24 protein-coding genes and 2 pseudogenes are annotated in these 25,689 nt (G+C 68.8%); 14 read left to right on the forward strand and 12 right to left on the reverse strand.

The genetic code is table 11. The features are described from left to right. Nucleotides 1-32: 32 nt before the first annotated feature. Nucleotides 33-479, forward strand: coding sequence for a hypothetical protein (locus AC1DER_RS14735; RefSeq protein ID WP_441815805.1), 447 nt, complete (start codon nt 33-35; stop codon nt 477-479). 46 nt (nt 480-525) lie between these two features. Beyond that, the gene (locus AC1DER_RS14740; protein ID WP_477245293.1) at nt 526-1,020 is read left to right on the forward strand and encodes a hypothetical protein; all 495 of its coding nucleotides are present in this window, start codon (nt 526-528) and stop codon (nt 1,018-1,020) included. 42 nt (nt 1,021-1,062) lie between these two features. On the opposite strand, the gene AC1DER_RS14745 is transcribed toward AC1DER_RS14740, so the two are convergent. Together AC1DER_RS14745 and ubiK are read right to left on the reverse strand one after the other, a co-directional pair. After that, nucleotides 1,063-2,577 (reverse strand): YifB family Mg chelatase-like AAA ATPase, encoded by a 1,515-nt coding sequence (locus tag AC1DER_RS14745; RefSeq protein WP_477358092.1) that lies wholly within the window; start codon nt 2,575-2,577, stop codon nt 1,063-1,065. 29 nt (nt 2,578-2,606) lie between these two features. Then, nucleotides 2,607-2,873 (reverse strand): ubiquinone biosynthesis accessory factor UbiK, encoded by a 267-nt coding sequence (gene ubiK, locus AC1DER_RS14750; RefSeq protein ID WP_200608360.1) that lies wholly within the window; start codon nt 2,871-2,873, stop codon nt 2,607-2,609. A gap of 191 nt (nt 2,874-3,064) precedes the next feature. On the opposite strand from ubiK, the gene AC1DER_RS14755 reads away from it, so the two are divergent. Together AC1DER_RS14755 and AC1DER_RS14760 are read left to right on the forward strand one after the other, a co-directional pair. Continuing rightward, a complete protein-coding gene (locus AC1DER_RS14755; protein WP_158732151.1) occupies nt 3,065-3,403 on the forward strand; it encodes a P-II family nitrogen regulator in 339 nt (112 codons plus the stop codon). A gap of 81 nt (nt 3,404-3,484) precedes the next feature. Continuing rightward, nucleotides 3,485-4,350: pseudogene (locus AC1DER_RS14760) on the forward strand (acyltransferase family protein). Nucleotides 4,351-4,429: 79 nt separating this feature from the next. Here AC1DER_RS14760 and speE read toward each other — a convergent pair. Further along, entirely contained in the window at nt 4,430-5,281 is an 852-nt protein-coding gene (speE, locus tag AC1DER_RS14765; protein WP_441815810.1) for a polyamine aminopropyltransferase, read from the reverse strand. A 258-nt stretch (nt 5,282-5,539) separates the two neighbouring features. Between speE and speA the strand changes: the two genes are divergently transcribed. Together speA and AC1DER_RS14775 are read left to right on the forward strand one after the other, a co-directional pair. Continuing rightward, nucleotides 5,540-7,438 carry an arginine decarboxylase gene (gene speA / locus AC1DER_RS14770; RefSeq protein WP_477247571.1) on the forward strand — a complete coding sequence of 633 codons (1,899 nt, stop codon included), beginning with the start codon at nt 5,540-5,542 and terminating at the stop codon, nt 7,436-7,438. Continuing rightward, nucleotides 7,419-8,441 carry an NAD(P)-dependent oxidoreductase gene (locus AC1DER_RS14775; RefSeq protein ID WP_441815812.1) on the forward strand — a complete coding sequence of 341 codons (1,023 nt, stop codon included), beginning with the start codon at nt 7,419-7,421 and terminating at the stop codon, nt 8,439-8,441. The genes speA and AC1DER_RS14775 overlap by 20 nt, the downstream gene beginning before the upstream one ends. Here AC1DER_RS14775 and AC1DER_RS14780 read toward each other — a convergent pair. The 4 genes from AC1DER_RS14780 to radC all read right to left on the reverse strand — a co-directional run bounded on the left by AC1DER_RS14780 (nt 8,425) and on the right by radC (nt 12,190). Next, nucleotides 8,425-8,832, reverse strand: a complete 408-nt coding sequence (locus AC1DER_RS14780) for a hypothetical protein (RefSeq protein WP_441815813.1) — start codon at nt 8,830-8,832, stop codon at nt 8,425-8,427. The genes AC1DER_RS14775 and AC1DER_RS14780 overlap by 17 nt on opposite strands. A gap of 100 nt (nt 8,833-8,932) precedes the next feature. Next, nucleotides 8,933-9,754: an SPOR domain-containing protein gene (locus AC1DER_RS14785; RefSeq protein WP_477247568.1), complete on the reverse strand. Its 822-nt coding sequence runs from the start codon at nt 9,752-9,754 to the stop codon at nt 8,933-8,935. Continuing rightward, entirely contained in the window at nt 9,755-11,443 is a 1,689-nt protein-coding gene (gene argS / locus AC1DER_RS14790) for an arginine--tRNA ligase (RefSeq protein WP_477247566.1), read from the reverse strand. Nucleotides 11,444-11,515: 72 nt separating this feature from the next. Further along, nucleotides 11,516-12,190 (reverse strand): RadC family protein, encoded by a 675-nt coding sequence (gene radC, locus AC1DER_RS14795; protein ID WP_477247564.1) that lies wholly within the window; start codon nt 12,188-12,190, stop codon nt 11,516-11,518. A 222-nt stretch (nt 12,191-12,412) separates the two neighbouring features. Here radC and coaBC point away from each other — a divergent pair. The 3 genes and pseudogenes from coaBC to AC1DER_RS14810 all read left to right on the forward strand — a co-directional run bounded on the left by coaBC (nt 12,413) and on the right by AC1DER_RS14810 (nt 16,574). Further along, nucleotides 12,413-13,649: pseudogene (coaBC, locus tag AC1DER_RS14800) on the forward strand (bifunctional phosphopantothenoylcysteine decarboxylase/phosphopantothenate--cysteine ligase CoaBC). Nucleotides 13,650-13,769: 120 nt separating this feature from the next. Next, the gene (gene dut, locus AC1DER_RS14805; RefSeq protein WP_477247562.1) at nt 13,770-14,228 is read left to right on the forward strand and encodes a dUTP diphosphatase; all 459 of its coding nucleotides are present in this window, start codon (nt 13,770-13,772) and stop codon (nt 14,226-14,228) included. A gap of 27 nt (nt 14,229-14,255) precedes the next feature. Continuing rightward, entirely contained in the window at nt 14,256-16,574 is a 2,319-nt protein-coding gene (locus AC1DER_RS14810) for a phosphomannomutase/phosphoglucomutase (protein ID WP_477358095.1), read from the forward strand. A gap of 67 nt (nt 16,575-16,641) precedes the next feature. Here the strand turns inward: AC1DER_RS14810 and AC1DER_RS14815 are convergent, their stop codons facing one another. From AC1DER_RS14815 to AC1DER_RS14825, 3 genes are all read right to left on the reverse strand, one after another. Continuing rightward, nucleotides 16,642-17,274, reverse strand: coding sequence for a hypothetical protein (locus AC1DER_RS14815; protein WP_441815819.1), 633 nt, complete (start codon nt 17,272-17,274; stop codon nt 16,642-16,644). Between the two features lie 76 nt (nt 17,275-17,350). Continuing rightward, a complete protein-coding gene (pyrE, locus tag AC1DER_RS14820; protein ID WP_441815820.1) occupies nt 17,351-18,013 on the reverse strand; it encodes an orotate phosphoribosyltransferase in 663 nt (220 codons plus the stop codon). Nucleotides 18,014-18,018: 5 nt separating this feature from the next. Beyond that, a complete protein-coding gene (locus AC1DER_RS14825) occupies nt 18,019-18,582 on the reverse strand; it encodes a GNAT family N-acetyltransferase (RefSeq protein WP_477247556.1) in 564 nt (187 codons plus the stop codon). A 67-nt stretch (nt 18,583-18,649) separates the two neighbouring features. Between AC1DER_RS14825 and AC1DER_RS14830 the strand changes: the two genes are divergently transcribed. From AC1DER_RS14830 to AC1DER_RS14840, 3 genes are read left to right on the forward strand one after another with little or no spacing between them, the layout of a single operon-like run. Continuing rightward, entirely contained in the window at nt 18,650-19,438 is a 789-nt protein-coding gene (locus AC1DER_RS14830; RefSeq protein WP_441815822.1) for an exodeoxyribonuclease III, read from the forward strand. Continuing rightward, nucleotides 19,428-20,837 (forward strand): AmpG family muropeptide MFS transporter, encoded by a 1,410-nt coding sequence (locus tag AC1DER_RS14835; RefSeq protein ID WP_441815823.1) that lies wholly within the window; start codon nt 19,428-19,430, stop codon nt 20,835-20,837. Before AC1DER_RS14830 ends, AC1DER_RS14835 begins: the two co-directional genes overlap by 11 nt. Nucleotides 20,838-20,864: 27 nt before the next feature. Further along, the gene (locus AC1DER_RS14840) at nt 20,865-21,200 is read left to right on the forward strand and encodes a hypothetical protein (RefSeq protein ID WP_441815824.1); all 336 of its coding nucleotides are present in this window, start codon (nt 20,865-20,867) and stop codon (nt 21,198-21,200) included. Between the two features lie 49 nt (nt 21,201-21,249). On the opposite strand, the gene AC1DER_RS14845 is transcribed toward AC1DER_RS14840, so the two are convergent. Both AC1DER_RS14845 and AC1DER_RS14850 read right to left on the reverse strand, forming a co-directional pair. After that, nucleotides 21,250-22,401 (reverse strand): anhydro-N-acetylmuramic acid kinase, encoded by a 1,152-nt coding sequence (locus AC1DER_RS14845; protein ID WP_477247553.1) that lies wholly within the window; start codon nt 22,399-22,401, stop codon nt 21,250-21,252. 1 nt (nt 22,402) lies between these two features. Beyond that, complete coding sequence (locus AC1DER_RS14850) at nt 22,403-23,866, reverse strand: peptidoglycan DD-metalloendopeptidase family protein (RefSeq protein WP_441815826.1); 1,464 nt, start codon at nt 23,864-23,866, stop codon at nt 22,403-22,405. Between the two features lie 208 nt (nt 23,867-24,074). Between AC1DER_RS14850 and tyrS the strand changes: the two genes are divergently transcribed. Both tyrS and AC1DER_RS14860 read left to right on the forward strand, forming a co-directional pair. Continuing rightward, entirely contained in the window at nt 24,075-25,301 is a 1,227-nt protein-coding gene (tyrS, locus tag AC1DER_RS14855) for a tyrosine--tRNA ligase (RefSeq protein ID WP_477247551.1), read from the forward strand. A 92-nt stretch (nt 25,302-25,393) separates the two neighbouring features. Beyond that, nucleotides 25,394-25,689, forward strand: a 296-nt coding sequence (locus tag AC1DER_RS14860; protein ID WP_477358098.1) for a hypothetical protein, incomplete at its 3' end; no start/stop codon positions are given.

The raw sequence follows: 25,689 nt of genomic DNA on the forward strand, positions 1-25,689 counted from the left end.
TCAAGCCCTTCCCCCGGCGGTCGGATACCCCCATGAAATTTGCAGGTCTGCTCCTCGCCCTGGCGCTGTCGGCGCCGGTTGCCCATGCCTCCGTCGACAGCCGCGTGCTGATGCTCGACGACATCCGCGCCCAGCAGCAACAGATCCGCTACGGCGTCGAGAACAAGGACGGGCCGTATCGCGATCTGTCGGCGACCGAGCGCGACGAGTTGCTGAGCAAGCAGGCCAAACTGCTGCACCTGATCGAAGGCAAGCGCTCCACGAGCGATCTCAACGAAGAGCAGAAGACCGAAGTGTTCAACACGCTCGAGTGGATCGAAGGTGCAGTCAACAAGGCCGAGAACGAGCGCATGGTGTGCGAGCGCCGTGCGGTGCTGGGCAGCACGCGCAAGGAACGCGTGTGCAAGACCGCGGCGGAATGGAACCAGGAGCGCGACGCCGCCCGCAACCAGATGGACCGTGGCGGCAAGGTCAATTGATGCGTTGATCTGCCCGCTGTAGCAGGCAGTCACCGGAGGGGCGGCGATGAAACGATGGCTATGGCTGGCAGTGCTGACCGCCGCGATGACGGCGGCGGGCGCACAGGAACCAGCTGCGCAACCGCCGGCTGCGCAGCAGTCCGCTTCGCACGAGGATGGCCTGCAGACGATCCTCACCCAGCAGCAGCAACTGCAGCGTGACCTCGATGCAGGCAAGAGCAATGGCATGACCGCGCGCCAGGTCAACCTGATCCACAAGTCGCAGCGGGAAGTGTTCGCAGTGACGCAAGGCAAGACGCGGCTGGATCAGTTGTCGATGGACGAGAAGGTGCAGCTCGAGAACGCGCTCGAGCGCATCAATGCCGAAGTGAAGGGCACGCGCGCCGGCCAGGACAACAAGCAGGTGTGCTGGCGCGAGAAGCAGACCGGGACCACGGTCAACGTCACCCGCTGCGGCACCGAAGCCGAGATGCGCGAAGCCCGCGAGGGCGCGCGCGACTTCCTCGAGCGTCCGAAAGTCTGCGGCGACCGCTGCGGCTGAGTCAATCAACCGGGTTTGCAGGGGCCAGATCGCTGGCGCCTGTCACGTGCCTTGTGCGTCCAGTGCGCGCGCCGCGCGTCGCAGTCCGATCGCCTCGGTCAGGTGTGCCGTAGCGATGGGCGTACCGCCGGCCAGGTCGGCGATGGTCCTCGCCACCCGCAGGATCCGGTGCATCGACCGCGCCGACAGCTGCAGCGCGTCGACGGCGCGCTCAAGCAGCGCGTGATCGTCGGGCGCCACGCGGCAAACGCGGGTGGTCTCTGCCTGGCCCAGCTGCGAATTGGGCTTGCCGCTGCGGTGCAGCTGCCGATCGCGGGCCGCGACCACGCGGGCACGCACCGTCGCGGAGTCTTCGCCGGCCGGCGCGTCCGGCCGCAATTGCGCCGGTGGCAAGCGTGCGACTTCGACATGCAGGTCGATGCGGTCGAGCAGCGGCCCGGAGATGCGGCCGCGGTAGCGCTGGATTGATTCGGCGCTGCAGTGGCAGCGGCCGGATGCGTCACCGGCCCAGCCACACGGGCACGGATTCATCGCCGCCACCAGCTGGAACCGGGCCGGGAACTCGGCACTGCGCGCCGCCCGCGACACCGTCACCACGCCCGACTCGAGCGGCTCGCGCAGCACTTCCAGCGCGCGGCGTTCCCACTCGGGCAGTTCGTCCAGGAACAGGACGCCGTGGTGGGCCATCGACACTTCACCCGGTCGCGGTTGCGCGCCGCCGCCGATCAGCGAGATTGCGCTGGCGGTGTGGTGGGGCGAGCGGAACGGACGCTCGCGCCAGCGCGCCGGGTCGAGGCCACGGCCACTGATCGAGGCGATCGCGGCCGCTTCCAGGGCCTCGGCTTCCGACGCCTCCGGCAGCAGCCCGGGCAGGCGCGAGGCGAGCAGCGTCTTGCCGCAGCCCGGCGGGCCAATCAGCAGCATGTGGTGGCCGCCGGCCGCGGCGATCTCCAGCGCGCGCCGCGCCAGCACCTGGCCGCGCACGTCGGCCAGGTCCGGCTGCACGGCACGCACGCCAGGCACGGCCTCGGCCAGCGGCAACGTCTTGCGGCCGGTGAGCTGGGCGCAGACCTCCAGCAGCGTGCGCGCGGTGCGCACCTCGACCTGGCTGGCAAGCGCGGCCTCGGCGCCGTTGCCGGCGGGGACGATCAGGCGCCGTCCAACTTGTGCGGTCGCCAGTGCCGCCGGCAACACGCCGTCGATTGCCCGCAGCTCGCCGGTCAGGCCGAGCTCGCCGACGAACTCGTAGTCATTGAGGGCTTCCAGCGGGATCTGCCCGCTGGCGGCAAGGATGCCCAGGGCGATGGCAAGGTCGAACCGGCCGCCTTCCTTGGGCAGGTCCGCCGGGGCGAGATTGACGGTGATGCGCCGGGCCGGGAATTCAAACTGGGCACACTGGATCGCCGCCCGCACCCGGTCCTTGGCCTCGCGCACCGCCGCTTCGGGCAGGCCGACGATCGACATCGAGGGCAGGCCACCGGCCAGATAGACCTCGACCCGCACCGCTGGCGCGCAAACGCCCGATCGCGCACGGCTGTGCACGAGTGCCAGGTTCATCGGAAAGGGGGGGCTGTGTGGGAGGCGGGTCAGTGGCGCGGCGAGGCGCTGCCACCCAGCTGGGCTTCGAGCTCGGCAACGGTGCGCTGCAGCTCGTCGAGCTTCTCGCGGGTGCGCAGCAGGACCGCGCGCTGCACCTCAAACTCCTCGCGCGTGACCAGGTCGAGCTTGGCCAGGCCGGACTGGAGCACCGACTTGAAGTTCTGCTGGAGCTCCTCGCGGCTTTCACGCAGGCCCGGCGGGACCAGGGTACTGAGGCGGCGGGCGAGGTCGTCGATATGGTTGAGGTCGATCATGGGCGATGTGTCCTCCAGCAGTTATCGCAGCTTGGGGCGAGGGCTGTGAGGACGCCGTAGGCGCCTGCTGCAACCTGCTGTAAGGAAATTCCGAGCGGGGCGCGCCACTGTAGCGCATGGCTACTCGCGCGGGCGCGGTCTTCGCTATCCTGCCGCGTAGCACGGGTCCGGTCCGGACCGGGAGAGATTCGATGAAGATGGTCATGGCGGTGATCAAGCCGTTCAAGCTCGATGACGTGCGCGAGGCGCTGGCCGAGGCCGGGGTGGCCGGCATCACCGCCACCGAGGTCAAGGGCTTCGGCCGGCAGAAGGGCCACACCGAGCTCTACCGCGGCGCTGAATACGTCGTCGACTTCCTGCCCAAGATCAAGCTGGAGGTCGCCATCACCGACGACCAGGTCGAAGCGGTGGTCGAGGCAATCATGAAGGCCGCCGGCACCGGCAAGATCGGCGACGGCAAGATCTTCGTCTGGGACCTGGAACGCGCCGTGCGCATCCGCACCGGCGAGATGGACGGCGACGCGCTGTAACGCCACGATCGAACGACGAGCACGCCTGTCCGCAGGCCCGTCGCGCCACGGAATGGCGCAACACCACCACACCCATCACCAATGAGCCGACTCCCCGGGCTGGACCTGCTGCGCGCCATCGCCGTCATCTGGGTGATGCTGTTCCATTCCTTCCTGGTCGGCGGCCTCGGTCCCGATTTCGCCTGGCTCTCGCGCTACGGCTGGGATGGGCGTGGACATCGTGCGTGGAGGAGCACTTCTACCTGGTCTTCCCGGCGCTGGCGTGGTGTCTGACGAGGCGGCCGTCGGCGACGAAGTTCATCACGGTCTGCGTGCTGGTGTTGCTGGCCGGCATCGGCCTGCGCAGCGGCGTGTGGTTGCACGACAACGCCCTGGATCCACCGCGCAACTGGTACATCGAAGACATCTATTACCCGACCTGGAACCGGCTGGACGGCCTGCTGGCGGGCGTGGTGCTGGCGACGATCGCGGTGTACCGCCCGGCGCTGTGGGCGCGCATGGGCGAACGTGGCAATGCCTTCGCGCTGCTGGGCCTGGCGATGATGGCGCTGGCGCTATGGCTGTTCCGCCAGCGCGGCGGCTTGGCCGGCAATTCGATTGGGTGGCCGGTGCTGTCGGCGGCGATCGCCTGCCTGGTCGTCGCCGCGGCGGGCACGCGCAGCTGGATCGGCCGCTGGCGCGTGCCGGGCGCCGCGTGGATCGCGGCGGTGTCCTACAGCCTGTACCTGAGCCACAAGCCGGTATTTAGTGCGGTGGAAGTCCATTTCGACCCGTGGCTCCACGGGCGCGGCCTGCTGGCCTTCGCCGTCTACGCGGTGGCGACGCTCGCCGTGGGCGCGGCGCTGCACTACGCGGTCGAGCGGCCGTTCCTGCAGCTTCGCGCGCTGCGGCACGCCTCCCGCCGCAGCACCGGTGAAGGGCGCGATACGCTCACCGCAGCGGGCTGAAGCACGCGCGTCCGGAAACCAGAAGCCCCGCAATCGCGGGGCTCCTGGTGAAACTTCTGGTGAAGCCGTGGCGCAGGGGTTACTCGCCCAGCGCGGCCGCGACGAACGGCGGCAGCTTCGCCGCGCCCTGGTGGGTGTCGGCGGTGTAGTAGAGGGTCTGGAACGTTTTCGCGCGCGCGTCGGCCTCGCGGAAATCGAAACCCTTGCCCTTGCGCGCCAGCGTGCAGCTCCACCAGCCGGTCGGATAGCACGGCTGCGGGAACGGCAGGGTCTGGAAGCTGGTGAAGCCGGCCTTGCCCATCTCCGCGCGCATTTCCTTGATCAGCTCCAGCAGCATCAGCGGCGACTCGGACTGCTGCACGAGGATGCCGTCGTCCTTGAGGGCACGGAAGCAGCTCTCGAAGAAGGCCTTGTTGAACAGGCCCTCGGCCGGGCCGACCGGATCGGTCGAATCGACGATGACCACGTCGAGGCTGTTGGGCTCGGCGTTCTTCATGTAGGCGATGCCGTCGTCGAACATCAGCGTCGCGCGCCGGTCGCCGTTGGCGTCGCACAGTTCCGGGAACCACTTCTCGGCCATGCGCGTGACCTGCTCGTCGATATCGCACTGCACCGCGCTCTCCACGCCCGGGTGCTTGAGCACCTCGCGCAGCGTGCCGCAGTCGCCACCGCCGATGATCACCACCTTCTTCGGCGCGGCATGGGTGAACAGCGCCGGGTGCGACATCATCTCGTGATAGAAGAAGTTGTCTTTCGTGGTCAGCATCATCGCGCCGTCGATGAGCATCAGGTTGCCCCAGTCGGTGCTCTCGAAGATCTCGATCTTCTGGAACGGCGACTGCACCTCGTCCAGCTTGCGGGTGATGCGATAGCCGATCGCCGAACCGGTCGGTTCGAAGTTCTCGTAATGCCAGGAGGTGTCGTTGCTCATGCCGGTTCGTCCCAGGGGAGATGGCCTGTCCGGGGATGTCCGTCGACGTGCGCGCGAGCGGACCGGAGGCAGGCGGGGAAAGGGGGCGGCATTGTACCGGACCGGCCGTGACAACCCTGGCCGTCCCCATGCGCCGACGCCGGACCGGCTCCCTGGGCGCCGCGGGAAGCGCTCGCGGAGGTGTCCCGACGCTGTCGACGGCCTGCGGGGCGGTGGGCTGTAGAATGCGCGTCCCCCACCTCCGCCGGACCCTCGCCGATGTCCCACTGGTCGCTTGATCAGGCCCGCAAGACCTACTCGATCCCGCACTGGTCGGAGGGTTACTTCGACGTGAACGCGGCCGGGCAGGTCGTGGTCCGTCCGCGCGGTGCGCAGGGCCCGGACGTGTCGCTGCCGGAAGTGGTCGACCGCGCCCGCGGCAATGGCGCCAAGCTGCCGTTGCTGGTGCGTTTCCCCGACATCCTCGGCGACCGCCTGGGCAAGCTGCAGTCAGCCTTCGCCCAGGCCCAGGCCGAGTGGGATTACGCCGGCGGCTACACCGCGGTCTACCCGATCAAGGTCAACCAGCACCAGGGCGTGGCCGGCACGCTGGCCTCGCACCACGGCGACGGCTTTGGCCTGGAGGCCGGTAGCAAGCCCGAGCTCATGGCCGTACTGGCGCTGAGCCGCCCCGGCGGCCTGATCGTCTGCAACGGCTACAAGGATCGCGAGTACATCCGCCTGGCGCTGATCGGCCGCAAGCTCGGCATGCAGACCTTCATCGTCATCGAGAAGCCGTCCGAGCTGGCCATCGTGATGGAAGAAGCCGCGGCGCTGGGCGTGAAGCCCGGTCTGGGCGTGCGCATGCGCCTGGCCAGCCTGGGCGCGGGCAAGTGGCAGAACAGCGGCGGCGACAAGGCCAAGTTCGGCCTCTCGCCGCGCCAGGTGCTGGACCTGTGGAAGAAGCTGCGCGACACCGGCATGACCGACTGCCTGCAGCTGCTGCATTTCCACATGGGCTCGCAGATCTCCAACGTCCGCGACATCGCCAACGGCATGCGCGAGGCGACGCGCTACTTCGTCGAGCTGTCGCGCCTGGGCGCGGGCATCGCCTACATGGACGTCGGTGGCGGCCTGGGCATCGACTACGAAGGCACGCGCTCGCGCGGCTACTGCTCGATCAACTACGGCGTGCACCAGTACGCCAGCAACATCGTCCAGCCGCTGGCCGAAGCCTGCGCCGAGCACGGCCTGGTGCCGCCGCGCATCGTCACCGAGTGCGGCCGCGCGATGACCGCGCACCACGCGGTGCTGGTGGCCAACGTGTCGGAGGTCGAGGAAGCGCCGGAAGGCCGCATCCCCGACGAGCACGACGACGAGCCGGCGGTGATCCGTCATCTGCGCGAGGTCTATGCCGAGCTCGACCAGCGCCCGGCCGTGGAGCTGTTCCACGAGGCCCAGCATCACCACAGCGAGGGCCTGTCGCTGTACGCGCTCGGCCAGATCGACCTGGTGCACCGCGCGCGCATCGACGACCTGTTCTATGCCATCGCCCACGCCGTGCGCAAACGCCTGAGCTTCGACGAGAAGAGCCATCGCGAGCTGCTCGACGAGCTCAACGATCGCCTGGTCGACAAGTACTTCGTCAACTTCAGCGTGTTCGAATCGATTCCGGATGTGTGGGCGATCGACCAGGTGTTCCCGATCGTGCCGATCGAGCGCCTGGACGAGGCGCCGACGCGCCGCGGCATCCTCGCCGACATGACCTGCGACTCCGACGGCACGGTCAAGACCTACGTCGAGAACGAAGGCCTGGACACCTCGATGCCGCTGCACGCGCCGCGCGCTGGCGAGAGCTACCGCATCGCCTTCTTCCTGGTCGGCGCCTACCAGGAGATCCTCGGCGACATCCACAACCTGTTCGGCGACACCGATGCGATCGAAGTCCGCGTCGACGACAAGTCTGCCGAAGGCTACCAGCTGACCCAGCAGCGCCGCGGCGACACCACCGACGTCATGCTCGACTACGTCGGCTACAGGCTGTCGGACCTGCGAGCCGCCTACAAGGCCAAGGTGGCCGCAGCGGGCCTGCCGGCCGAGGAGGCCGCACGGATGGACGCGGCCCTGGAAACCGGCCTGACCGGCTACACCTATCTGGATGACACGCCGCTGGCCTGAGCGCCAGGGCGCTGCATCAGCGTCAACACAACACGACTCCGCGCCCCGGCGCGGACTACAGCGGTCCCCGCCCGGCGGTGGATCGCGTTTTCAGTCAGGAAGGTGGCAGCGACCGCTGCCCCGCCTGCCACCAAGCGGAATGAATACGATGAAAGTTGGACTGATTGGCCTGGGTGCGATGGGCGCGCCGATGGCGCGTTACATACACAACAAGGGCCTGCTCACCGCGGTCGGAAACCGCACCCAGGCCAAGGCCGACGCGATGGCGGCCGAGCTGTCGGTGCGGGCGGCGCGCTCGGCGGCGAACTTCGCCGACTGCGACGTGGTGGTGCTGTGCGTCTCGCTCGATGCCGACGTGCTCGAGAACGTGGCTGCGCTGGCCGAAGTGCTCAAGCCAGGCGCCGTCGTGATCGACCATTCCACGGTGGCGGTCGACACCGCGCGCCGCTGTGCGGCGATGCTCGGCGCACACAACATCGCCTTCATCGATGCGCCGGTGTCCGGCGGTGTCGAGGGCGCGCGCAACGGCAAGCTGTCGGTGATGGCGGGCGGCGATTCGGAAGTGCTCGACCAGGTCCGTCCGGTGATCGACAGCTACGCCGCGCGCGTCAGCCACATGGGCGCCACCGGCGCCGGCCAGGCGACCAAGGCGGTCAACCAGGTCCTCGTCGCCGGCATCAACGAGGCCGTCAGCGAAGGCCTGGCGCTGGGCGAGAAGCTCGGCCTGAACCCGGACAGGCTGCTGCCGACGCTGATGGCCGGCGCCGCCAACAATTGGTTCCTGGAAAAGCGCGGCGCGACGATGATGCGCGACGAGTTCGCACCGGGCTTCAAGTGCGCGCACATGCTCAAGGACCTGCGCATCGTGCAGGCCATCGCACGCGATTGCGGCCTGCGCCTGGCCACCGTCGAGCAGGCCCTGGCCGATTACGCCGAACTGATCGAACACGGCCAGGGCGAAGCCGACACTTCGGCCCTGATCACCCTCAAGCGCGGCGGCTGATCCGCGCCAGGGCCGCAGGCCCAAAACGGGTGCCAAGACGGGCGCCAAGACGGGCGCCCAGCACCGCGACGGCGAGCGAGAGCAGCATCGCCATCGCGTTGAACTTGAGCACCAGCAGCAGCGGCATCGACGGCTTGGCCGACAGCACCGTGACGCTCGTCAACCAGACCACTGCCATCAGCAGGGCGGCGATCCGGGCGAAGCGCGCGCCGGCAATCGCGCCGCCGGCGGCCATCGCCACCAGCACGCCCAGCAGGTCGAGCAGGGGCAGGTCGCCCAGCGGCGTGCGGATGGCCTGGTTCAAGTGCGCATCGAACACGATCGTGACCAGGGCAAACAGCACCAGCAGGCCCGTTGCCGCGATGCAGCCCCAAAGAATGCGTTTGTCCATGCCGTCCCCCTGCAGATCGGGGCAGTCTAGCCGGCAATGTGAGCCGGCGCGGTGACCGCGGTCGCGATGCGGAAGCGGTCCACCGGCTCGTACTGGCCGGTTACTTGACCTTGATCGCCAGTGCCGGCAACCCGCCGCTGGCGAGCTTGCGCTTGGCGTCGGCCAGGTCGCTGGCAGTGCCGTACGGCCCCATGCGGACGCGGTAGACGGTCGAGCCCTTGATGGCGGCCGACTCAACCCGCGCGCTGAGGCCGAGCAGGGCGATCTTCGCCTTCATTTCCTCAGCCTGGCCGGACGCCTGGAACGCGCCGGCCTGGAGCAGGTAGCGCGTGCCGTCATCGGCCACGGCTGCGGCCGACGTGCTGGCCGTAGCAGTCGTGGTCGTGGCGACCGGCACCTGCTCGCTGGCCGTGGTGGTGGCCGCCGTCGAAGCCGCGGCGGTCTCCACCGGCTTGGGCAGCGTTGCCACGGTGGCGCTGGACGCCTTGTCCGCTGCCGCCTCGGCATCGTCGGCCTTCTTGCCCTTCTGCGCCGCGGCATTGCGCTTGGCCTCGGCCTGCTCGCTGGCGGCCAGTTCGGCGTCCGACATCGGCACTTCCTTGCCCGGCAGCAGGGTGTAGAAGTCGTAATCGGTGTCCTTCTTGGCCTCGCCATTGCCACGCTTGGGCTTGGACGCAGGCTCGCTGCTGTCGCCATCAGCGGCGATCGCATCGTCTTCGCCGCTCGACACCGTCGCCGGCCGGGCATCCGGGTTCGGCTGCGGACGGAAGAAGCCGTCGCCGCCGGACTTGAGGTATTTCGGCGCCACCAGGATCACCACGACCGCCAGCAGGATGCCCAGGACCATCCATGCCCAGCCCGGCAGGCCGCCGCCATTTCCCTGGTTGCGCTTTGCCTGTGTCTTGCCGCGTCGTGCTGCCACTTACATCACCTCGGGGGCGCTGACGCCCAGTAGTTCGAGACCGTTGGCCAGGACCTGGCGCGTCGCCATCGCCAGCACCAGCCGTGCATCGCGGGTGTTGGCGTCGTCGACCAGGAACTGGTGGTCGTTGTAGTACGTCTGGAAGGTCTGTGCCAGCTCCAGCAGGTAGACGGCGATCTGGTGCGGCTCGAGGTCGCGGCCGGCGGTCTCGACCACGTCGGCGTAGCGCAGCAGCGTCGACACCAGTTCGCGTGCCGGTGCATCGTCGAGGTCGAGCGGCTGCGCCAGGCCGTTGGCCTGGTCGTAACCCAGGCCGCGCTCCTTGAGCTGGCGCACCAGGCCGCACATGCGCGCATGCGAGACCTGCACGTAGTAGACCGGGTTGTCGAGCGACTGGCTGCGGGCGAAATCGATGTCGAAGGTCAGCTGCGAATCGGGCTTGCGCGCAATCAGGAACCAGCGCGTGGCATCGCGGCCGACTTCGTCGATCAGGTCGCGCAGGGTGACGTAGCTGCCGGCGCGCTTGGACAGTTTCACTTCCTCGCCGCCGCGCATCACCGTGACCATCTGGTGCAGCACGTATTCCGGCCAGCCCTGCGGAATGCCGCAGTCCAGCGCCTGCAGGCCCGCACGGACACGGGCGAGGCTGCCGTGGTGGTCGGCGCCCAGTTCGGTGATCGCGCGCTCGTAGCCGCGCTGCCACTTCGACAGGTGGTAGGCCACGTCGGGCAGGAAGTAGGTGTAGGTGCCGTCGGACTTGCGCATGACGCGGTCCTTGTCGTCACCGAAGTCGGTGCTGCGCAGCCACAGCGCGCCGCCTTCCTCGTAGGTGTGGCCATGCTTGACCAGCTCGCGCACGGTCTCCTCGACCTTGCCGTCGTTGTACAGCGACGACTCGAGGAAGTAGACATCGAAGCCGACGCCGTAAGCGGCCAGGTCCAGGTTCTGTTCGCGGCGCAGGTAGGCGACGGCGAAGCGGCGGATCGCGTCGAGGTCGTCAGGGTTCTTCTCGCCGGTGACGACGTGGCCGTCGACTTCGATGCTGGCGCCGTCGAGGTAGGCCTGGGCGACGTCCCGGATGTAGTCGCCGCGGTAGCCGTCTTCCGGCCAGCCGGCGTCGCCCGGGCCCTTGCCCTGCGCGCGCGCCTGCACCGAGATGGCGAGGTTGTTGATCTGCGCGCCGGCGTCGTTGTAGTAGAACTCGCGCGCCACGTCCCAGCCGTTGGCATCGAGCACGCGTGCGACGCAGTCGCCGATCACCGCCGCGCGGCCGTGGCCGACGTGCAGCGGGCCGGTCGGGTTGGCCGAGACGAATTCGACGCCGGCGCGATGGCCTTTCCCGGTCGAATTTCGGCCGTAATTCACGCCCTGCTCGAACACCTGCCCGATGCGCGCGCGCCAGGCGCTCTCGGCGACATGGAAGTTGATGAAGCCGGGGCCGGCGATCTCGACCTTGCCCACTTCGGCGCTGGCCGGCAGTGCCTCGACGAGCGCCTGCGCGATCGCGCGCGGGTTGGACTTGGCCGGCTTGGCCAGCAGCATCGCCGCGTTGGTCGAGAAGTCCCCCTGCGCATGGCTCTTGGGACGCTCGATCACGAACTCGGGCGTGGCCAGGTCGGCCGGCAGGGTGCCGGCGGCGCGGAGGGCGTCGATGGCCTGCGCCACCAGGGCGCGGAGAGTGGCTTTCACGGGGAGTCTGCGGGTGTTGCGGGACCCGGGATTGTACGCGACGGGGCGCGACGGTTCCGGGCCGGCCGGCCTTCACACCCAGCCGCGCGCCGCCATCGACACCGGCGGCCCGTCGGCGATGACGAAATGGTCCAGCAGGCGCAGGTCGACCAGCGACAGGGCCTGCTTCAGCCGGGCGGTGAGCGCGCGGTCGGCTGCACTGGGCTCGGGATTGCCGCTGGGGTGGTTGTGGCCGACGATCAGCGCGGCGGCGTTGTGCGCCAGGGCGCGGCGGACCACTTCGCGCGGGTGGACCTCGGCGCCGTCGAGCGTGCCGCGGAACATCTCCTCGAACGCCAGCGCGCGATGGCGGGTGTCGAGGAAGAGCACCGCGAACACCTCGCGCGGTTGCCCGCGCAATCGCTGGGCGAAATAGCGGCCGGCCGACATCGGGTCGTCGATGGCGATGCCGCGTTCGAGGTCGGCCTCCAGGTGACGGTGGCCCAGCTCCAGCGCAGCCGCCAGCAGGCAGGCGCGGGCCGGGCCCAGCCCTGGCAGCCGCGCCAGCTCCATCGGCGCCCGCTCCAGCAGCGCGCGCAACGGACCATGCGCCTGCAGCAGTTCGCGCGCGGTGGCGATGGCGTCGCGGCCGCGCAGGCCGGAGCCGATGAAGATGGCGAGCAGTTCGGCATCGGAAAGCACGCCGGCACCGTGGGCGAGCAAGCGTTCGCGCGGGCGCTCGGCGTTGGGCCAGTCGCGGATGTGCATGGGGCGAGCGTCCTTGCCGTGCCGGGATGCAGGGAGGGTGGCCGGCCGCCATGGGGCGAGGGGTAGCGTGCAGGCCGGTCGCTTGCGCTTCCAGACTGGACGCTGCTTCAGTGCGGCCGACCACCCGCCCTCATTTGGCCCCGTGCCACCGATCCGCGCCGCCGGGCCAGCGCGCCCCTTCGGGTAAGCTAACCATCGAATTGTCGGTAGGTGGTTTCACAGATGACCGGACCCAGTGCCCTGCAAGGACACAAGATCCTGCTCTGCGTGTGCGGCGGCATCGCCGCCTACAAGGCCGCCGAGCTGGTGCGGCGCCTGCGCGATGCCGGCGCTGAAGTGACTGTGGCGATGACCGGGAACGCCCAGCACTTCGTCGCCGCCACCACCTTCCAGGCAGTGTCGGGCCGGCCGGTGCGGACCTCGCTCTGGGATGCCGCGGCCGAGGCGGCGATGGGCCACATCGAGCTGGCGCGCTGGGCCGATCGCATCGTCATCGCCCCGGCCACCGCCAACACCCTGGCCAAGCTCGCCCACGGTTTCGCCGACGACCTGGTCAGCACGCTGTGCCTGGCGACCACCGCCCCGGTCACCGTCGCGCCTGCGATGAACCACCGCATGTGGCTGCATCCGGCCACGCAGGCCAACATCGCCACGTTGCGCGCGCGCGGTGTAGACATCGTCGGTCCCAACGACGGCCCGCTGGCGGAAGGCGAATCCGGCCCGGGACGTATGGCCGAGCCGGCCGAGATCGTCGCGGCACTGGCCAAGGCCGGGGCATGAGGTCGGCATGAGCACGCACGCGTCGCTGGCTGGCCTGCGCATTGTCGTCAGCGCCGGGCCCACCTACGAGGACATCGATCCGGTCCGGTTCATCGGCAACCGCAGCAGCGGCAAGATGGGCTTCGCGATTGCGCAGGCGGCGGCCCGTCGCGGCGCGCAGGTCGTGCTGGTCGCCGGTCCGGTATCGCTGCCGACGCCCGAAGGCGTGCAGCGCCACGACGTGCGCTCGGCGGCGCAGATGCATGCCGCGGTGTTCGCGCAGTTGCCGGCCGACGTCTACATCGGCGCGGCTGCGGTCGCCGACTTCGCGCCCGCACAGGCCGCCGAAAGCAAAATCAAGAAAAAGACCGGCGACGACGGCCTCACCCTGACCCTGGTGCGCACCCGCGACATCCTGGCCGACATCGCCGCGCACGCGCAGCGGCCGCGGCTGGTGGTCGGTTTTGCCGCCGAGACCGACCATGTCGAGGCCTATGCGCGCGGCAAGCTCGAGAACAAGCGGCTCGACCTGATTGCGGCCAACCGCGTCGGCGTCGCCGGCAGCGGCTTCGAAAGCGACGACAACACCCTGAGCGTCTACTCCGCCGATGGCGCTTCGCAGGTGGTGGGCCCGGCGCCGAAGACCGAACTGGCCGATGCCCTGCTGGACCTGGTGGCGCAGCGGCTGCCGCGCGCCTAGCGCCGCGGCCGGCGCCAGGCATCGATACCGGTGCCGCGGCTTACCGGTAGCGCGAAGTCATGGCATGGTATTTGCGTCGATCAACTCGACATCCCGCAACGGCATCCGCAGAACCCTCGAATGCACCATATCCTCCAGCTCCGGATCCTCGACCCGCGCTTCGGCTCGGAGTGGCCGCTACCGGCGTACGCCACCACGGCCAGTGCCGGCCTCGACCTGCGCGCCGCGCTCGCCGAACCCCTGGTCCTGCAACCGGGGGACGCTGCACTGGTGCCGTCGGGCATGGCCATCCACCTGGGCGATCCGACCATGTGCGCGGTGATCCTGCCGCGCTCGGGCCTGGGCCATAAGCACGGGATCGTGCTGGGCAACGGCACGGGACTGATCGACGCCGATTACCAGGGGCCATTGTTGATCAGCGTCTGGAACCGCGGCCGCGAGGCTTTTACGATGCAGCCTGGGGATCGCATCGCCCAGCTCGTCATCCTGCCGATCGTGCGGGCGACGCTGCAGGTGGTGGAAGAATTCGAAACCAGTGCGCGCGGAGCCGGTGGCTTCGGTCATACCGGCGTGCGCTGACCGCGTGCGCTGACAAGGGGAAATGGAATGATGGGTGTAGAGAAGGAACAGCTGTCGGCATCTGCCGCGCAGCTCAAGTCGGTGTTGCCGCTGGTTGTCGTGGCATGCGCCCTGCTCGCCGCGTGGTTCGGCTGGAGCGGCTGGCAGCTGCACAAGGACGGCGAGCGCCGGCAGGCGATCGCGCTGGTGCGCGATGACGCCGTCCAGGCCGCCCAGCGCGGGCTGATCAACGAACACAAGCAGCTGGCCAAGCGTCTGGCGGCGCCGGAGCTGCAGTCAGCCCTCGCTTCCGGCGATCTGGCGGCTGCCTCGAAGCTGCTCGGCGCCGGTTGGGCAGGCGCCGCGGACGTGGTCATCCTCCCGATCGACCTGAGCGCCGAGTACGCCGCGCTGCCCAAGGGCGGCTATGGCCGCCTGGGCGTGATCGAAGCGGCGATCGCCTCGGATCAGCCGACCGCCGGTCTGGTTCGCCATGGCGGCGGATCGCACCTGGCCCTGGCCGCGCCTGCGCGGGCCGACGGGCAGACCGTCGGCGTCGCCTATGCGCGCCTGCCGCTGAAGAAGATCAGCGCCAGCCTGGACCAGGCCGACGTGTCCGACGACAGCTACCTTGCCCTGCGTCAGGGCGGCTTCAGCGCCGTGGAGCGCGGCGACACCACGCTCGCCGGCGGCGCCGAAGCCCTCGCGTCGAAGGTGCCGGGTACCGACCTGCGCGTGGCCGCGGCCGTGCCCGACGTGGCCGGCGGCCCGTTCGGACTGGATGCGATGCTTTGCTTCGTGGTCGCCGTCGTGTTCGTGCTGCTGGCGCTGCTGGCGTGGCGCGCACCGCACTTCAAGATGGCCCGCGGCAAGGCCGAGGCGGCAGATGAAGGTGCGGTTCAGACGCTGGCGGAGAGCATGGAGCAACTGCCCCAGCCCGTGAAACCGCCGCCCGTGCCGCCGACCAAGCCCGTTGCCACCGCCCTGCCCGTCGCGATCGACCGCGGCATCTTCCGCGCCTACGACATCCGCGGCGTGGTCGGCCAGTCGCTCGATGCCGGCGTGGCCGAGCTGATCGGCCATGCCATCGGCTCACTGATGCACGAGCAGGGCCTCACCGAAATCGTGGTTGGCCGCGACGGCCGCCTGTCCGGCCCGACCCTGGTCGAAGGCCTGATCGCCGGTCTGCGCAAGGCCGGCCGCAACGTCATCGACATCGGCATGGCGCCGACGCCGGTCGTGTATTTCGGCGCCTTCCACCTGCGCGCGGGTTCGTGCGTGTCGGTCACCGGCAGCCATAACCCGCCCGACTACAACGGCTTCAAGATCGTGGTCGGCGGCGAGACCCTGTCGGGCAACGCCATCACCGACCTTTACGCGCGCATCGCCGAGGACCGCCTGCACCTGGGCGACCTGGGCAACCTGAGCGAACGCGACATCTCCGAGGACTACGTCCAGCGCATCGCCTCCGACGTGCAGATCGACCGCCCGCTGCGGGTCGTGGTCGATGCCGGCAACGGTGTCGCCGGCGAGATCGGGCCGCGCGTGCTCAGCGCCATCGGCGCCGAGGTCACGCCGCTGTATTGCGACATCGACGGCACGTTCCCGAACCACCATCCGGATCCGAGCGAACCGCACAACCTGATCGACCTGACCAAGATGGTGCAGCGCCTGGACGCCGACCTGGGCATCGCCTTCGACGGCGACGGCGACCGCCTGGGCGTGGTCACGCGCGATGGCGAGAACATCTTCCCCGATCGCCTGCTGATGCTGTTCGCCGCCGACGTGCTCGAGCGCAACCCCGGCGCGGTGATCCTGTACGACGTGAAGTGCACCGGCCGCCTGCCGGGCCAGATCCTGCGCCACGGCGGCAGCCCGCTGATGTGGAAGACCGGCCATTCGCTGATCAAGGCGAAGATGCGCGAGACCGATGCCGAGCTGGCCGGCGAGATGAGCGGCCACTTCTTCTTCAAGGAACGCTGGTACGGCTTCGACGACGGCATCTACGCCGCCGCGCGCCTGCTCGAGATCCTGGCCGCGCAGCCGCGCAGCCCGAGCGAGACCTTGAACGCGCTGCCCAACGGTGTGTCGACGCCGGAGATCAAGGTCGACGCCCCGGATGGCGACCCGCATACCTTCGTCGACCGTTTCCGCGACGAAGCCCGCTTCGAAGGCGCGCGCCTGTCGACCATCGACGGCCTGCGCGTGGACTACGCCGATGGCTGGGGCCTGGTGCGTGCGTCCAACACCACGCCGGTGCTGGTGATGCGCTTCGATGCCGACAGCGCCGAAGCGCTGGCGCGCATCAAGGCCGACTTCCGCAGCCAGTTGCTGGCGCTCAAGCCGGACCTGGTGCTGCCGTTCTGATGGGTTTGGATGGCGTACGGGAACGTGCTTGGGCGCTTTCCCGGTCGCGCTGCGAAACCGGCTCGGCCTAGTTCTTCTTCATCGCGTGGTAGCGCTCGAGTGCGGCCGCCAGATCCTCGTCGATCAGGTCGCGCTCGGCCAGCTGCGCGGCCAGCATCGTCCGCTGGCGCAGCAGCAGCTCGTGCTGGGTCTGGATGTTGTCGCTGGCCTTCTTCGGCACCGGCTTGCCCGACAGCTCGTTCTCGCCGGCCCGGCTCAGCAGGCTGATGAGGCTCTGCCGGCGGCCTTCGACGCCCAGCCTGGACGCCTTGATCGTCTCGTCCATGACCCCGATGCGCTCGCCGAACGCGCGACGCAGGTCGTCTTCGGTGGCGTAGGACTCGGCCATCGCGCGGTCGCGACGGGCCGCGACCTCGGCCGCCGCCTTGGCGTCCTGCTCGGCCTTGGCCTGCACGGCCGCGGCGGCGCGCTCTTCGTCGGTCAGGGCGCGCGCCAGCTGGCCGGTGGCCCGGCCGTTCTTGGCGTTGAACTCGGTGCGCGCGCTATCGACGGCGTGCGCCGGCAGCGCGTCGCCGCAGACCTTGCTGCCGTTCTCGTTCCAGCAGTACAGCTTCTTGGTCGGCGCCTTCTGCTGCGCCAGGGTCGATCCGGTCGCAACGATCAGGAGCGTGCAGGCGAGCAGGGGAAGCGTCTTCTTCATGGGGGGCTTGCTGGCGGCAATGTTATTCACAAGCGTATGCAAGTCTCACGCCATCGCCGGCTCTGTCCGTGACGATTCAGGCCGCCGCGTCGCTGCCGTAGGCATCGCGGTAGGCCAGCAGGCGCTCGCGCTGACTGGCGAGGTCGGCGTCGCCGCCGGCAAAGGCGAGCAGGTCGGACAGGCTGGCCACGGCGATGACGGGCAGGCCCTGGTCGGCTGCGACCGATTGTGCCGCGGAGCGTCGGGAAGTGGCCGGGTCCACCGCCTCCTGGCGATCGAGTGCAATGACTATTCCGGCCGGCTCGCCACCGGCATCGCGGATGATCGCCAGGGCTTCGCGGATCGCCGTGCCGGCGGTGATCACATCGTCGACGATCAGCACCTTGCGGCCCTGCAGCGGCGCGCCGATCAGGCTGCCGCCCTCGCCGTGGGTCTTGGCTTCCTTGCGGTTGAACGCCAGCGGCAGGTCGCGGCCGCGGCGCGCGTATTCGCATGCCAGCGCGGTCGCCAGCGGGATGCCCTTGTAGGCCGGCCCGAACAGCAGGTCGAAGCCGACCCCGTGCGCGTCGATCGCATCGGCGTAGCAGCCGGCCAGTTCGGCCAGCGCGGCGCCGGAGTCGAAGCGGCCGGCGTTGAAGAAGTACGGGCTAAGGCGACCGGACTTGAGGGTGAACTCGCCAAAGCGCAGGGCGTCGGCGCGCAGGGCGAGCTGCAGGAAACGGGTGCGGTGATCGGTCATGGGCGTCAGGCGTCGGGCGTCGAAACGGGATGGAGGGGAATGAGCATCAGGTGCTGCGGGCCGGCGCTGCCACCGTGGTAGAGCTCGCCGGTATCGACGAAGCCGACCTTGCGGTACGCGGCGATGGCGGCATGGTTGCTGCAGTTGACCGTCAGCACCAGCAGGGCGCGGTCGGGATGGCGCTGGCGCAGGTCGGCGCAGCAAGCAGCCATCGCCTGCGTGCCCAGGCCGCTGCCCTGTCGGCCCTGGTCGATCACGAATGCGCGCAGCCCCACGCTGGGTGCGTGCATGGGCCGCCCGGCGACCGCGTTGGGGGCGAAGTCGAGCCGGTAGAAGCCGATCACCTCGTCGTGGGCAAAGACCGCCATCGCCTCGCTCATCGGATCGCGCAGGCTGTCGCCGAGGTTGAACGCGGTGTCGCCGACGTAGCGGTACTGCTCCTCGCTCACGCGCAACTGCCGGACCGCATCGGCGGTGGCGTCGTCGAGGATGCAGGCAACGCGCACGCCGGTGGCGGTGGCCGAGGCGCTGGCGACGGTTGCGGTCGCGGTCGGGGTGCTGTCTGGCATGGCGGGAATGATAGGCCCTGCCTGCCGCGTCCGGGCTATGATCGCCGCACACCGTCATGGAGTGCGCATGCGCATCATCAGCTTCAACGCCAATGGCCTGCGTTCGGCCGCCACCAAGGGCTTCTTCGACTGGTTCCGCGGCCAGGATGCCGATGTGTTGTGCGTTCAGGAAACCAAGGCGCAGGAACATCAGCTCGGTGATGCCGACGGCCTCAAATCGGAATTCCGTCCTGACGGCTACAAGGCCTGGTTCAAGGACGCCAGCACGAAGAAGGGCTACAGCGGCGTGGCGATCTACAGCCGCCGCGAGCCCGATGAAGTGCGCACGGCGATGGGCTGGGCGCCGTTCGACGACGAAGGCCGCTACATCGAAGCGCGCTTCGGCAACCTCAGCGTGGTCTCGTTCTACATTCCGTCCGGCTCCTCGGGAGACGAGCGCCAGGGCTTCAAGTTCGAGGTCATGGATTGGCTCAAGCCGCGCCTGGACGAATGGCTCGCCAGCGGCCGCGACTACGTCCTGTGCGGCGACTGGAACATCGTGCGCTCGCGCCTGGACATCAAGAACTGGACCAGCAACCAGAAGAACTCCGGCTGCCTGCCGCCCGAGCGCGAATGGCTCAACGGCCTGTGCGCGGACGACACCGGCTGGGTAGACAGCTACCGCGCGCTGCACACCGACGGCCAGGATTACACCTGGTGGAGCAACCGCGGCGCCGCCCGCGCCAACAACGTCGGCTGGCGCATCGATTACCAGCTGGCGACGCCGTCGCTGCGCGATAAGCTCAGGGCCTGTTCGATCGCGCGCGACCCGCGCTTCTCCGACCACGCCCCCTATACGGTCGACTATGAGCTCTGACGTCGCGGTCGCCGCCAAGCCGGCGCGCAAGGGCTGGCAACTGGTGCTGGCCAACCTGAGCCAGCCCAAGGTGCTGGTGATGCTGTTGCTGGGCTTCAGTTCGGGCATCCCGATCTACCTGGTCGGCAACACCCTGGGCTTCTGGATGCGCGAGAACGGCATCGAGCTGTCGACGATCGGATTCCTGTCGTGGGTCGGCCTGGCGTACTCGCTGAAGTTCCTGTGGGCGCCGCTGGTCGACAAGCTCGATGCGCCGGTGCTCGGGCGCTGGCTTGGACGGCGCCGCGGCTGGATGCTGCTGGCGCAGCTGGTGGTCGCCGCCGCCCTGACCGGCATGGCCCTGGTGCAGCCGCAGCAGGGGCAGCTGGTGCTGGCCGGTTTCGTCCTCGACCAGCTGGTCGTGTTCGGCGTGCTGGCGCTGGTGGTGGCGTTCGCCTCGGCCACCCAGGACATCGTCATCGATGCCTGGCGCATCGAGATCGCCGACAGCAACGAGCAGCAGGGGCTGCTGACATCGACCGCGGCGCTGGGTTACCGCGGCGCGCTGCTGGTCACCGACGCGTTGATCCTGATCTTCGCCGCCCACGTCGGCTGGTCGATGTCGTACGAACTGATGGCGGCGCTGATGGGCGTGGGCGTGGTCGCGGTGATGGTGGCGCGCGAGCCGGCTGCCAGTGCGCTGGCGGCGGCGACCCCGCACCCGGCGCTGTTCACACCCAAGGGCCTGTTCGACGCGCTGATCGGTCCGTTCGTGGTGTTCTTCCGCGACCACGGCAGCTGGGCGTTGCTGATGCTCCTGGCGATCAGCCTCTACCGTCTGCCGGACTTCGTGCTGGGGCCGATGGCCAATCCGTTCTATGCCGACCTGGGCATCGACAAGGAAACCGTCGGCGTTGTGCGCGGCTCGTTCGGCATGGTGGCGACCATCGTCGGCATCGCCGCCGCCGGGCTGTCGGCGGTCCGCTTCGGCATCCTCCCGACGCTGCTGGCCGGCGCGGTCCTGGGGCCGGCGTCGAACCTGGCCTTCGCCTACCTGGCCCACCATGGCGCCGATGCGGGCGTGTTCACCGCGGCGATGGCAGTCGACAATTTCTGCAGCGGCTTCGCCGGCGTGGCCCTGATCGGCTACATGTCGAGCCTGACCAACGTGGGCTACACCGCCACCCAGTACGCCCTGCTGAGCTCGTTCTACGCCCTGCCTGGTAAGGTCCTGAAGGGACTTTCCGGGGTCGCGGTCGAGCATCTGGAAGTCGGACGCAGCTTGCTCGACGCCTATTCGCTATTCTTCGTGGGTACGGCCCTGATCGGCGTGCCTGCATTGCTGCTGTGCCTGATCCTGGCCGTGCGCCGACCCGGCGCGGCGCCTGGTGCGCCCGCAGCCAATGGTTTGACCGGGTAGCCCCCGCTGCCCGTGTAAGGAGTACCCATGACCGACATCATCCTGCACGACATCGATCCGCTGCTGCTGGATCGCATCAAGCGCGTCGCCAGCCAGAGCGGCTGGGGCATGCAGGAGTCGCTGATGCATCTGCTCGAGCACGGCCTGTTTGCCTGCGAGGCCGAACTGGCCGCGCGCTTCACCGATTCCGACGCAATGGCCTTGCAGTCGGCGATCGCCGCGCTCGAGGGAATCCCCAGCGACCCCGGCTACGCCCTCATCGGCCGCGTTGAACGCCCCAAGGATGTGCAGACGCCGACCCTGGACCAGCAGGGCCCGACCGACATCGACCGCGATCTGCTCGACTTCATCCGCAAGCCCTGAGCCGGGCCGGAGGCTGGCTCAGCCGTAAGTTGGCCAGGCCGGACGTCGGTTAGACAGGATGAATCGCGCCGAGTACGCGCGGACCGCGCGCGCCGCTGACGCTGGGCAGATTGCCGGGCAACCCCGAGATCGTCTGCCGGGCCAGCCAGGCAAAGCCCATCGCCTCGATGAAGTCCGGATCGACGCCGTGGCGCGCGGTCGATTCGACGGTGGTGCCCGGCATGTGCCGGCCGATCGCCGCCAGCAGGCGCGGGTTGTGCACGCCGCCACCGCAGGCCAGGACCCGTTCCGTGCCCGGCTGGTGCGCCTGAAGCGCGTCGGCAATGGTGATCGCGCTCAGTTCCAGCAGCGTTGCCTGCACATCCGCCGCGGCTTCCACTCCGGCCAGGCGTGTCTGCAGCCAGTCCAGATGGAAGTGCTCGCGGCCGGTGCTTTTGGGCGGCGGCAACATGAACCAGGGGTCATCGAGCAGGCGTGTCAGCAGTTCGGCATCGGGCTGGCCCTGGGCGGCGAATGCGCCGCCGGCGTCATAGGGCTTGCCGGTATGGCGCTGGCACCACGCATCGAGCAGGCAATTGGCCGGGCCGGTATCGAACCCGCGCACCGCACCGTGGGCCGGCAAGAGCGTGAAGTTGGCGATGCCGCCAAGGTTGAGCACGGCGCGGTCTTCCTTCGCGTCATGCAGCAACGCCGCGTGCAAAGCGGGCAACAGCGGCGCGCCGTGACCGCCGGCGGCGACGTCACGGCGGCGGAAGTCGGCGACCGTGGCAATGCCGGTGCGCTCGGCGATCAGGTTGCCGTCGCCAAGCTGCCAGGTGAAAGGGTGCTGGCCGTTGAAGCGGGCGCCTTCCGGGCGATGGCGCACGGTCTGCCCGTGTGAGCCGACGGCGCGCACCTGCGCCGGAGCGACCCCGGCCTCTTCGAGAAGGCGCCGGGTTGCGCCGGCGAACGCCTCGGCAATCTGCACGTCGAGCGTGCCGATCTCATCGAGCGATTGCGCCTCGCCTCCCTGGCCCAGCGCCACCAGGCGTTCGCGGATGCCCGCATCCCAGGCGTAGGTGCGCCCCAGGACGAGGTGGGTCTGGTCTTGCGAGAACCGCACCAGCGCGGCATCGATGCCGTCTGCGCTGGTGCCGGAGATCAGCCCGACGAACAGCCCATCCAGTGGACTGCCGGCCGGCCCGGCGGGGAGCGCGGGCATGTCAGGCCTTGGTCTTGCCGGGCTTCTTGGCCTTGGCGACCGCGACGGCGGCCGCCGGTGCCGGCGCATCGACGTCGGCGTAGATGATGTTCTCGACCTTCTGGATCCGCGCCAGGGCGACGCTGGTCTGGGCGCGGAACTGCGCCAGCGCGGTGCCCGACAGCGGCTCCGGCGGCGGCATGGTGATCGACAGCGGGTTGCGGTGCACGCCGTTGACTCGGAACTCGTAATGCAGGTGCGGGCCGGTCGACATGCCGGTGGTGCCGACGTAGCCGATCACCGTGCCCTGGGCGATTCGCTGGCCCGGACGGATCTTGCCGATGCGCGACATGTGCCCGTAAAGCGTGGTGTAGCCGCGGCCGTGGTCGAGGACGACGGCGTTGCCGTAGCCGCCCATCCAGCCGGCCGACTGCACGCGGGCGTCGCCGGCGGCCATGATCGGCGTGCCGGTGCGCGCGGCGTAGTCCACGCCCTTGTGCATGCGCGTGCGGCCCAGCACAGGGTGCTTGCGGGTGCCGAAGTTGGAGGTCAGGCGCGCATACGGGATCGGCATGCGGATGAAGCTCTTCTTCAGCGGGCGGCCGTCGCCGGTGAAGTACTCGGACTTGCCGTTGCGCTCGAAGCGGAAGCCGGTGTGCAGCTTGCCGCCGGTGGTGAAGGTCGCCGCCAGCACCGGACCGGTGCGCAGCAGCTCGCCTTCGCGCCAGATCTGCTCGACCACCACGCTGAAGCGGTCGTCGGCGCCGACGTCTTCGTTGAAGTCGATGTCGTACTTGAAGATGTCGTCGGTGAGCGTGGTGATGTTGCTGCCCGACAGGCCCATCTTGCGGGCCGAGCGGAACAGCGACTTGCCGACCTTGCCGCTGATGACGACGGTGCGCGTCTCGGTCGGGCGCACCAGCACTTTCTGCGTGACCTTGTCGCCGGCCAGGCTCAGTTCGACGCGATGGCTGTCGTCGCGGTCGTAGCGGAACGTGCGCAGCTGCGCGGGTTGCCCGTTGGCGCCCTGCGGCAGGTCGAACGCGAGCTCGGTGCCGGGCTTGAGGCGGGCCAGGAGCTGCTTGTCGCCGGACTGGTCGAGGATGAGGTGCATCGTCGAGGCCGGCAGGTCGAGGTCTTCGAAGACCGCGCCCAGGGTCTGGCCGCGCTCGACGCGGACGATCTGCCAGCTGTCGCCGTTATGACCTTTCAGGCGCGACAACGGCAGCGGCGGCAGCGCCAGCGCCATCGAACTGCGCTGCGCGTGCATCGGCTTGCCGCTGGCGGCCGGACCGAAACCGGGGACAATGGCCGCCACCAGCACGCCAAGCGTTGCGAACAGGCTGGCGTGGGCCCATTGCCGACGCGACCAGCGACCGTTGAAACCATTGGAAGCGCCGGATGCCAGCACCGGTCGGTGCAGAGCGGCTTCGCGCAGGGCCTTGAGGCGCTCGCGCCGTTCCGTACCGCTATCGTGTGCTGTCATTTTTAGTAGTCCCGCGCGCTGGTGTGAAGGCCGCGTTGCCGCGTTACCATAGTGACGCGAGAAGTGTGCGTCAAACCCTTGTCCTGAATAGGGTTTTTCATCACAGCTCGATGTCCCGATGTTTAACTTTGGTTTAACCCCAATCCATGACGGTGATCGCATTTCGCGTTCACCATTCACCTTGCGAGTCACGCCCTTGTCTCCCCACGTGCTCCCCCAGTCCCCAGCCTCCGTCCAAGACGCCCTAGAGCTGATCGGCCGCGGTGCCGACGAGATCCTCAAGCGCGAGGAGCTGGAGGCCCGCCTCAAGCTGGGCCGCCCCCTGCGGATCAAGGCCGGCTTCGACCCGACCGCCCCGGACCTGCATATCGGCCATACCGTCCTGCTGAACAAGATGCGGCAGTTCCAGGACCTGGGGCACCAGGTGATCTTCCTGATCGGCGACTTCACCGGAATGATCGGCGACCCGACCGGCAAGAACGTCACCCGCAAGGCGCTGACCCGCGAGGACGTGCTGGCCAACGCCCAGACCTACGCCGACCAGGTGTTCAAGGTCCTGGACAAGGAGCGCACCGAAGTCCGCTTCAACTCCGAGTGGTTCAGCAAGATGGACGCGGCCGACATGATCAAGCTGGCCGCCCAGCACACCGTGGCGCGCATGCTCGAGCGTGACGACTTCGCCAAGCGCTACGCCGCCCAGCAGTCGATCGCGATCCATGAATTCCTCTATCCACTGGTCCAGGGCTACGACTCGGTGGCGCTCAAGGCCGACGTCGAACTCGGTGGCACCGACCAGAAGTTCAATCTGCTGATGGGCCGCGGCCTGCAGGAGCACCACGGCCAGCCGCCGCAGATCGTGCTGACGATGCCGTTGCTGGAGGGCCTGGACGGCGTCAACAAGATGTCCAAATCGCTGGGCAACTACATCGGCATCAATGAACCGGCGATCGACATCGTCACCAAGACGATGAAGATCGACGACGTGCTGATGTGGCGCTGGATCGACCTGCTGAGCTTCGATATCTCGATGGCCGAAGCGGCGCAGCTGCGGGCCGACATCGAAGGCGGGCAGCTGAACCCGCGCGACCTGAAGATGCGCTTGGCGCGGGAGCTGGCGGCGCGTTTCCACGGCGAATCCGCCGCGCAACAGGCGGTCGCGGGCTGGAACGCCGCCGTGCGCGGCGAGGGCGATATCGCCTCGTTGCCGTTGACCGACGTGGCTGTGCCTGCGGAAGGCGTGCGCATTGCTGCGCTCCTGACCGCAGCAGGCCTCACGCCGAGCAATTCAGAAGCGAACCGCAAGCTCAAGGAGCGCGCGGTGCGCATTGACGGCGAAGTGATCGAGGACGCGCAGCGCGTGTTCGCGCCGGGCTTCGAAGGCGTGCTCGCCGTCGGCAAGCGCACGTTCGCGCGCATCCGCCTGATCGCAGCCTAGAGCTGTGCGCTTCCTTCTCCCTTCGTGGGAGAAGGTGCCCCGAAGGGGCGGAAGAGGGGTGCTTTTGCAGTTGCTCGCATGCATGAAATTGCATGCGCAACACGCGAAGCCACGTCACACAACGCGATGAGCCCTCTCGTCACAAACGTCAACAAAAACTTCGCAAAGAATTTTTCGATTTACCCCTTCCAATGCGCGTTGTGCGTGTGCACAATGCGCGCCCCGCCACGGTGAACTTCACGCGGCGGGACGCGGAAAAGGCGGTGTGGTTCGAGGCGGTTGACGGTTCTCGGACATGCTGTAAGATGCGCGGCCCGGTGGTCCTGGGGCGGTCCGAAAGGACGCTGAACGGGCCGGCGGGAAGCGAAAAAAGATCTCGGCACGGTGT

This window comes from Lysobacter sp. 05T417, assembly GCF_056396405.1.

What these genes read in the sequence shown, in the direction of transcription:
- AC1DER_RS14840 (WP_441815824.1), top strand. Translation starts at nt 20,865, where the DNA reads ATGACCGACATCATCCTGCACGACATCGATCCGCTGCTGCTGGATCGC.
- AC1DER_RS14830 (WP_441815822.1), top strand. Translation starts at nt 18,650, where the DNA reads ATGCGCATCATCAGCTTCAACGCCAATGGCCTGCGTTCGGCCGCCACC.
- AC1DER_RS14780 (WP_441815813.1), bottom strand. Translation starts at nt 8,832, where the DNA reads ATGGACAAACGCATTCTTTGGGGCTGCATCGCGGCAACGGGCCTGCTG.
- AC1DER_RS14740 (WP_477245293.1), top strand. Translation starts at nt 526, where the DNA reads ATGAAACGATGGCTATGGCTGGCAGTGCTGACCGCCGCGATGACGGCG.
- speE (WP_441815810.1), bottom strand. Translation starts at nt 5,281, where the DNA reads ATGAGCAACGACACCTCCTGGCATTACGAGAACTTCGAACCGACCGGT.
- speA (WP_477247571.1), top strand. Translation starts at nt 5,540, where the DNA reads ATGTCCCACTGGTCGCTTGATCAGGCCCGCAAGACCTACTCGATCCCG.
- AC1DER_RS14815 (WP_441815819.1), bottom strand. Translation starts at nt 17,274, where the DNA reads ATGAAGAAGACGCTTCCCCTGCTCGCCTGCACGCTCCTGATCGTTGCG.
- AC1DER_RS14775 (WP_441815812.1), top strand. Translation starts at nt 7,419, where the DNA reads ATGACACGCCGCTGGCCTGAGCGCCAGGGCGCTGCATCAGCGTCAACA.
- AC1DER_RS14845 (WP_477247553.1), bottom strand. Translation starts at nt 22,401, where the DNA reads ATGCCCGCGCTCCCCGCCGGGCCGGCCGGCAGTCCACTGGATGGGCTG.
- AC1DER_RS14810 (WP_477358095.1), top strand. Translation starts at nt 14,256, where the DNA reads ATGATGGGTGTAGAGAAGGAACAGCTGTCGGCATCTGCCGCGCAGCTC.
- AC1DER_RS14745 (WP_477358092.1), bottom strand. Translation starts at nt 2,577, where the DNA reads ATGAACCTGGCACTCGTGCACAGCCGTGCGCGATCGGGCGTTTGCGCG.
- AC1DER_RS14825 (WP_477247556.1), bottom strand. Translation starts at nt 18,582, where the DNA reads ATGCCAGACAGCACCCCGACCGCGACCGCAACCGTCGCCAGCGCCTCG.
- AC1DER_RS14755 (WP_158732151.1), top strand. Translation starts at nt 3,065, where the DNA reads ATGAAGATGGTCATGGCGGTGATCAAGCCGTTCAAGCTCGATGACGTG.
- pyrE (WP_441815820.1), bottom strand. Translation starts at nt 18,013, where the DNA reads ATGACCGATCACCGCACCCGTTTCCTGCAGCTCGCCCTGCGCGCCGAC.
- ubiK (WP_200608360.1), bottom strand. Translation starts at nt 2,873, where the DNA reads ATGATCGACCTCAACCATATCGACGACCTCGCCCGCCGCCTCAGTACC.
- AC1DER_RS14735 (WP_441815805.1), top strand. Translation starts at nt 33, where the DNA reads ATGAAATTTGCAGGTCTGCTCCTCGCCCTGGCGCTGTCGGCGCCGGTT.
- AC1DER_RS14850 (WP_441815826.1), bottom strand. Translation starts at nt 23,866, where the DNA reads ATGACAGCACACGATAGCGGTACGGAACGGCGCGAGCGCCTCAAGGCC.
- AC1DER_RS14835 (WP_441815823.1), top strand. Translation starts at nt 19,428, where the DNA reads ATGAGCTCTGACGTCGCGGTCGCCGCCAAGCCGGCGCGCAAGGGCTGG.
- radC (WP_477247564.1), bottom strand. Translation starts at nt 12,190, where the DNA reads ATGCACATCCGCGACTGGCCCAACGCCGAGCGCCCGCGCGAACGCTTG.
- dut (WP_477247562.1), top strand. Translation starts at nt 13,770, where the DNA reads ATGCACCATATCCTCCAGCTCCGGATCCTCGACCCGCGCTTCGGCTCG.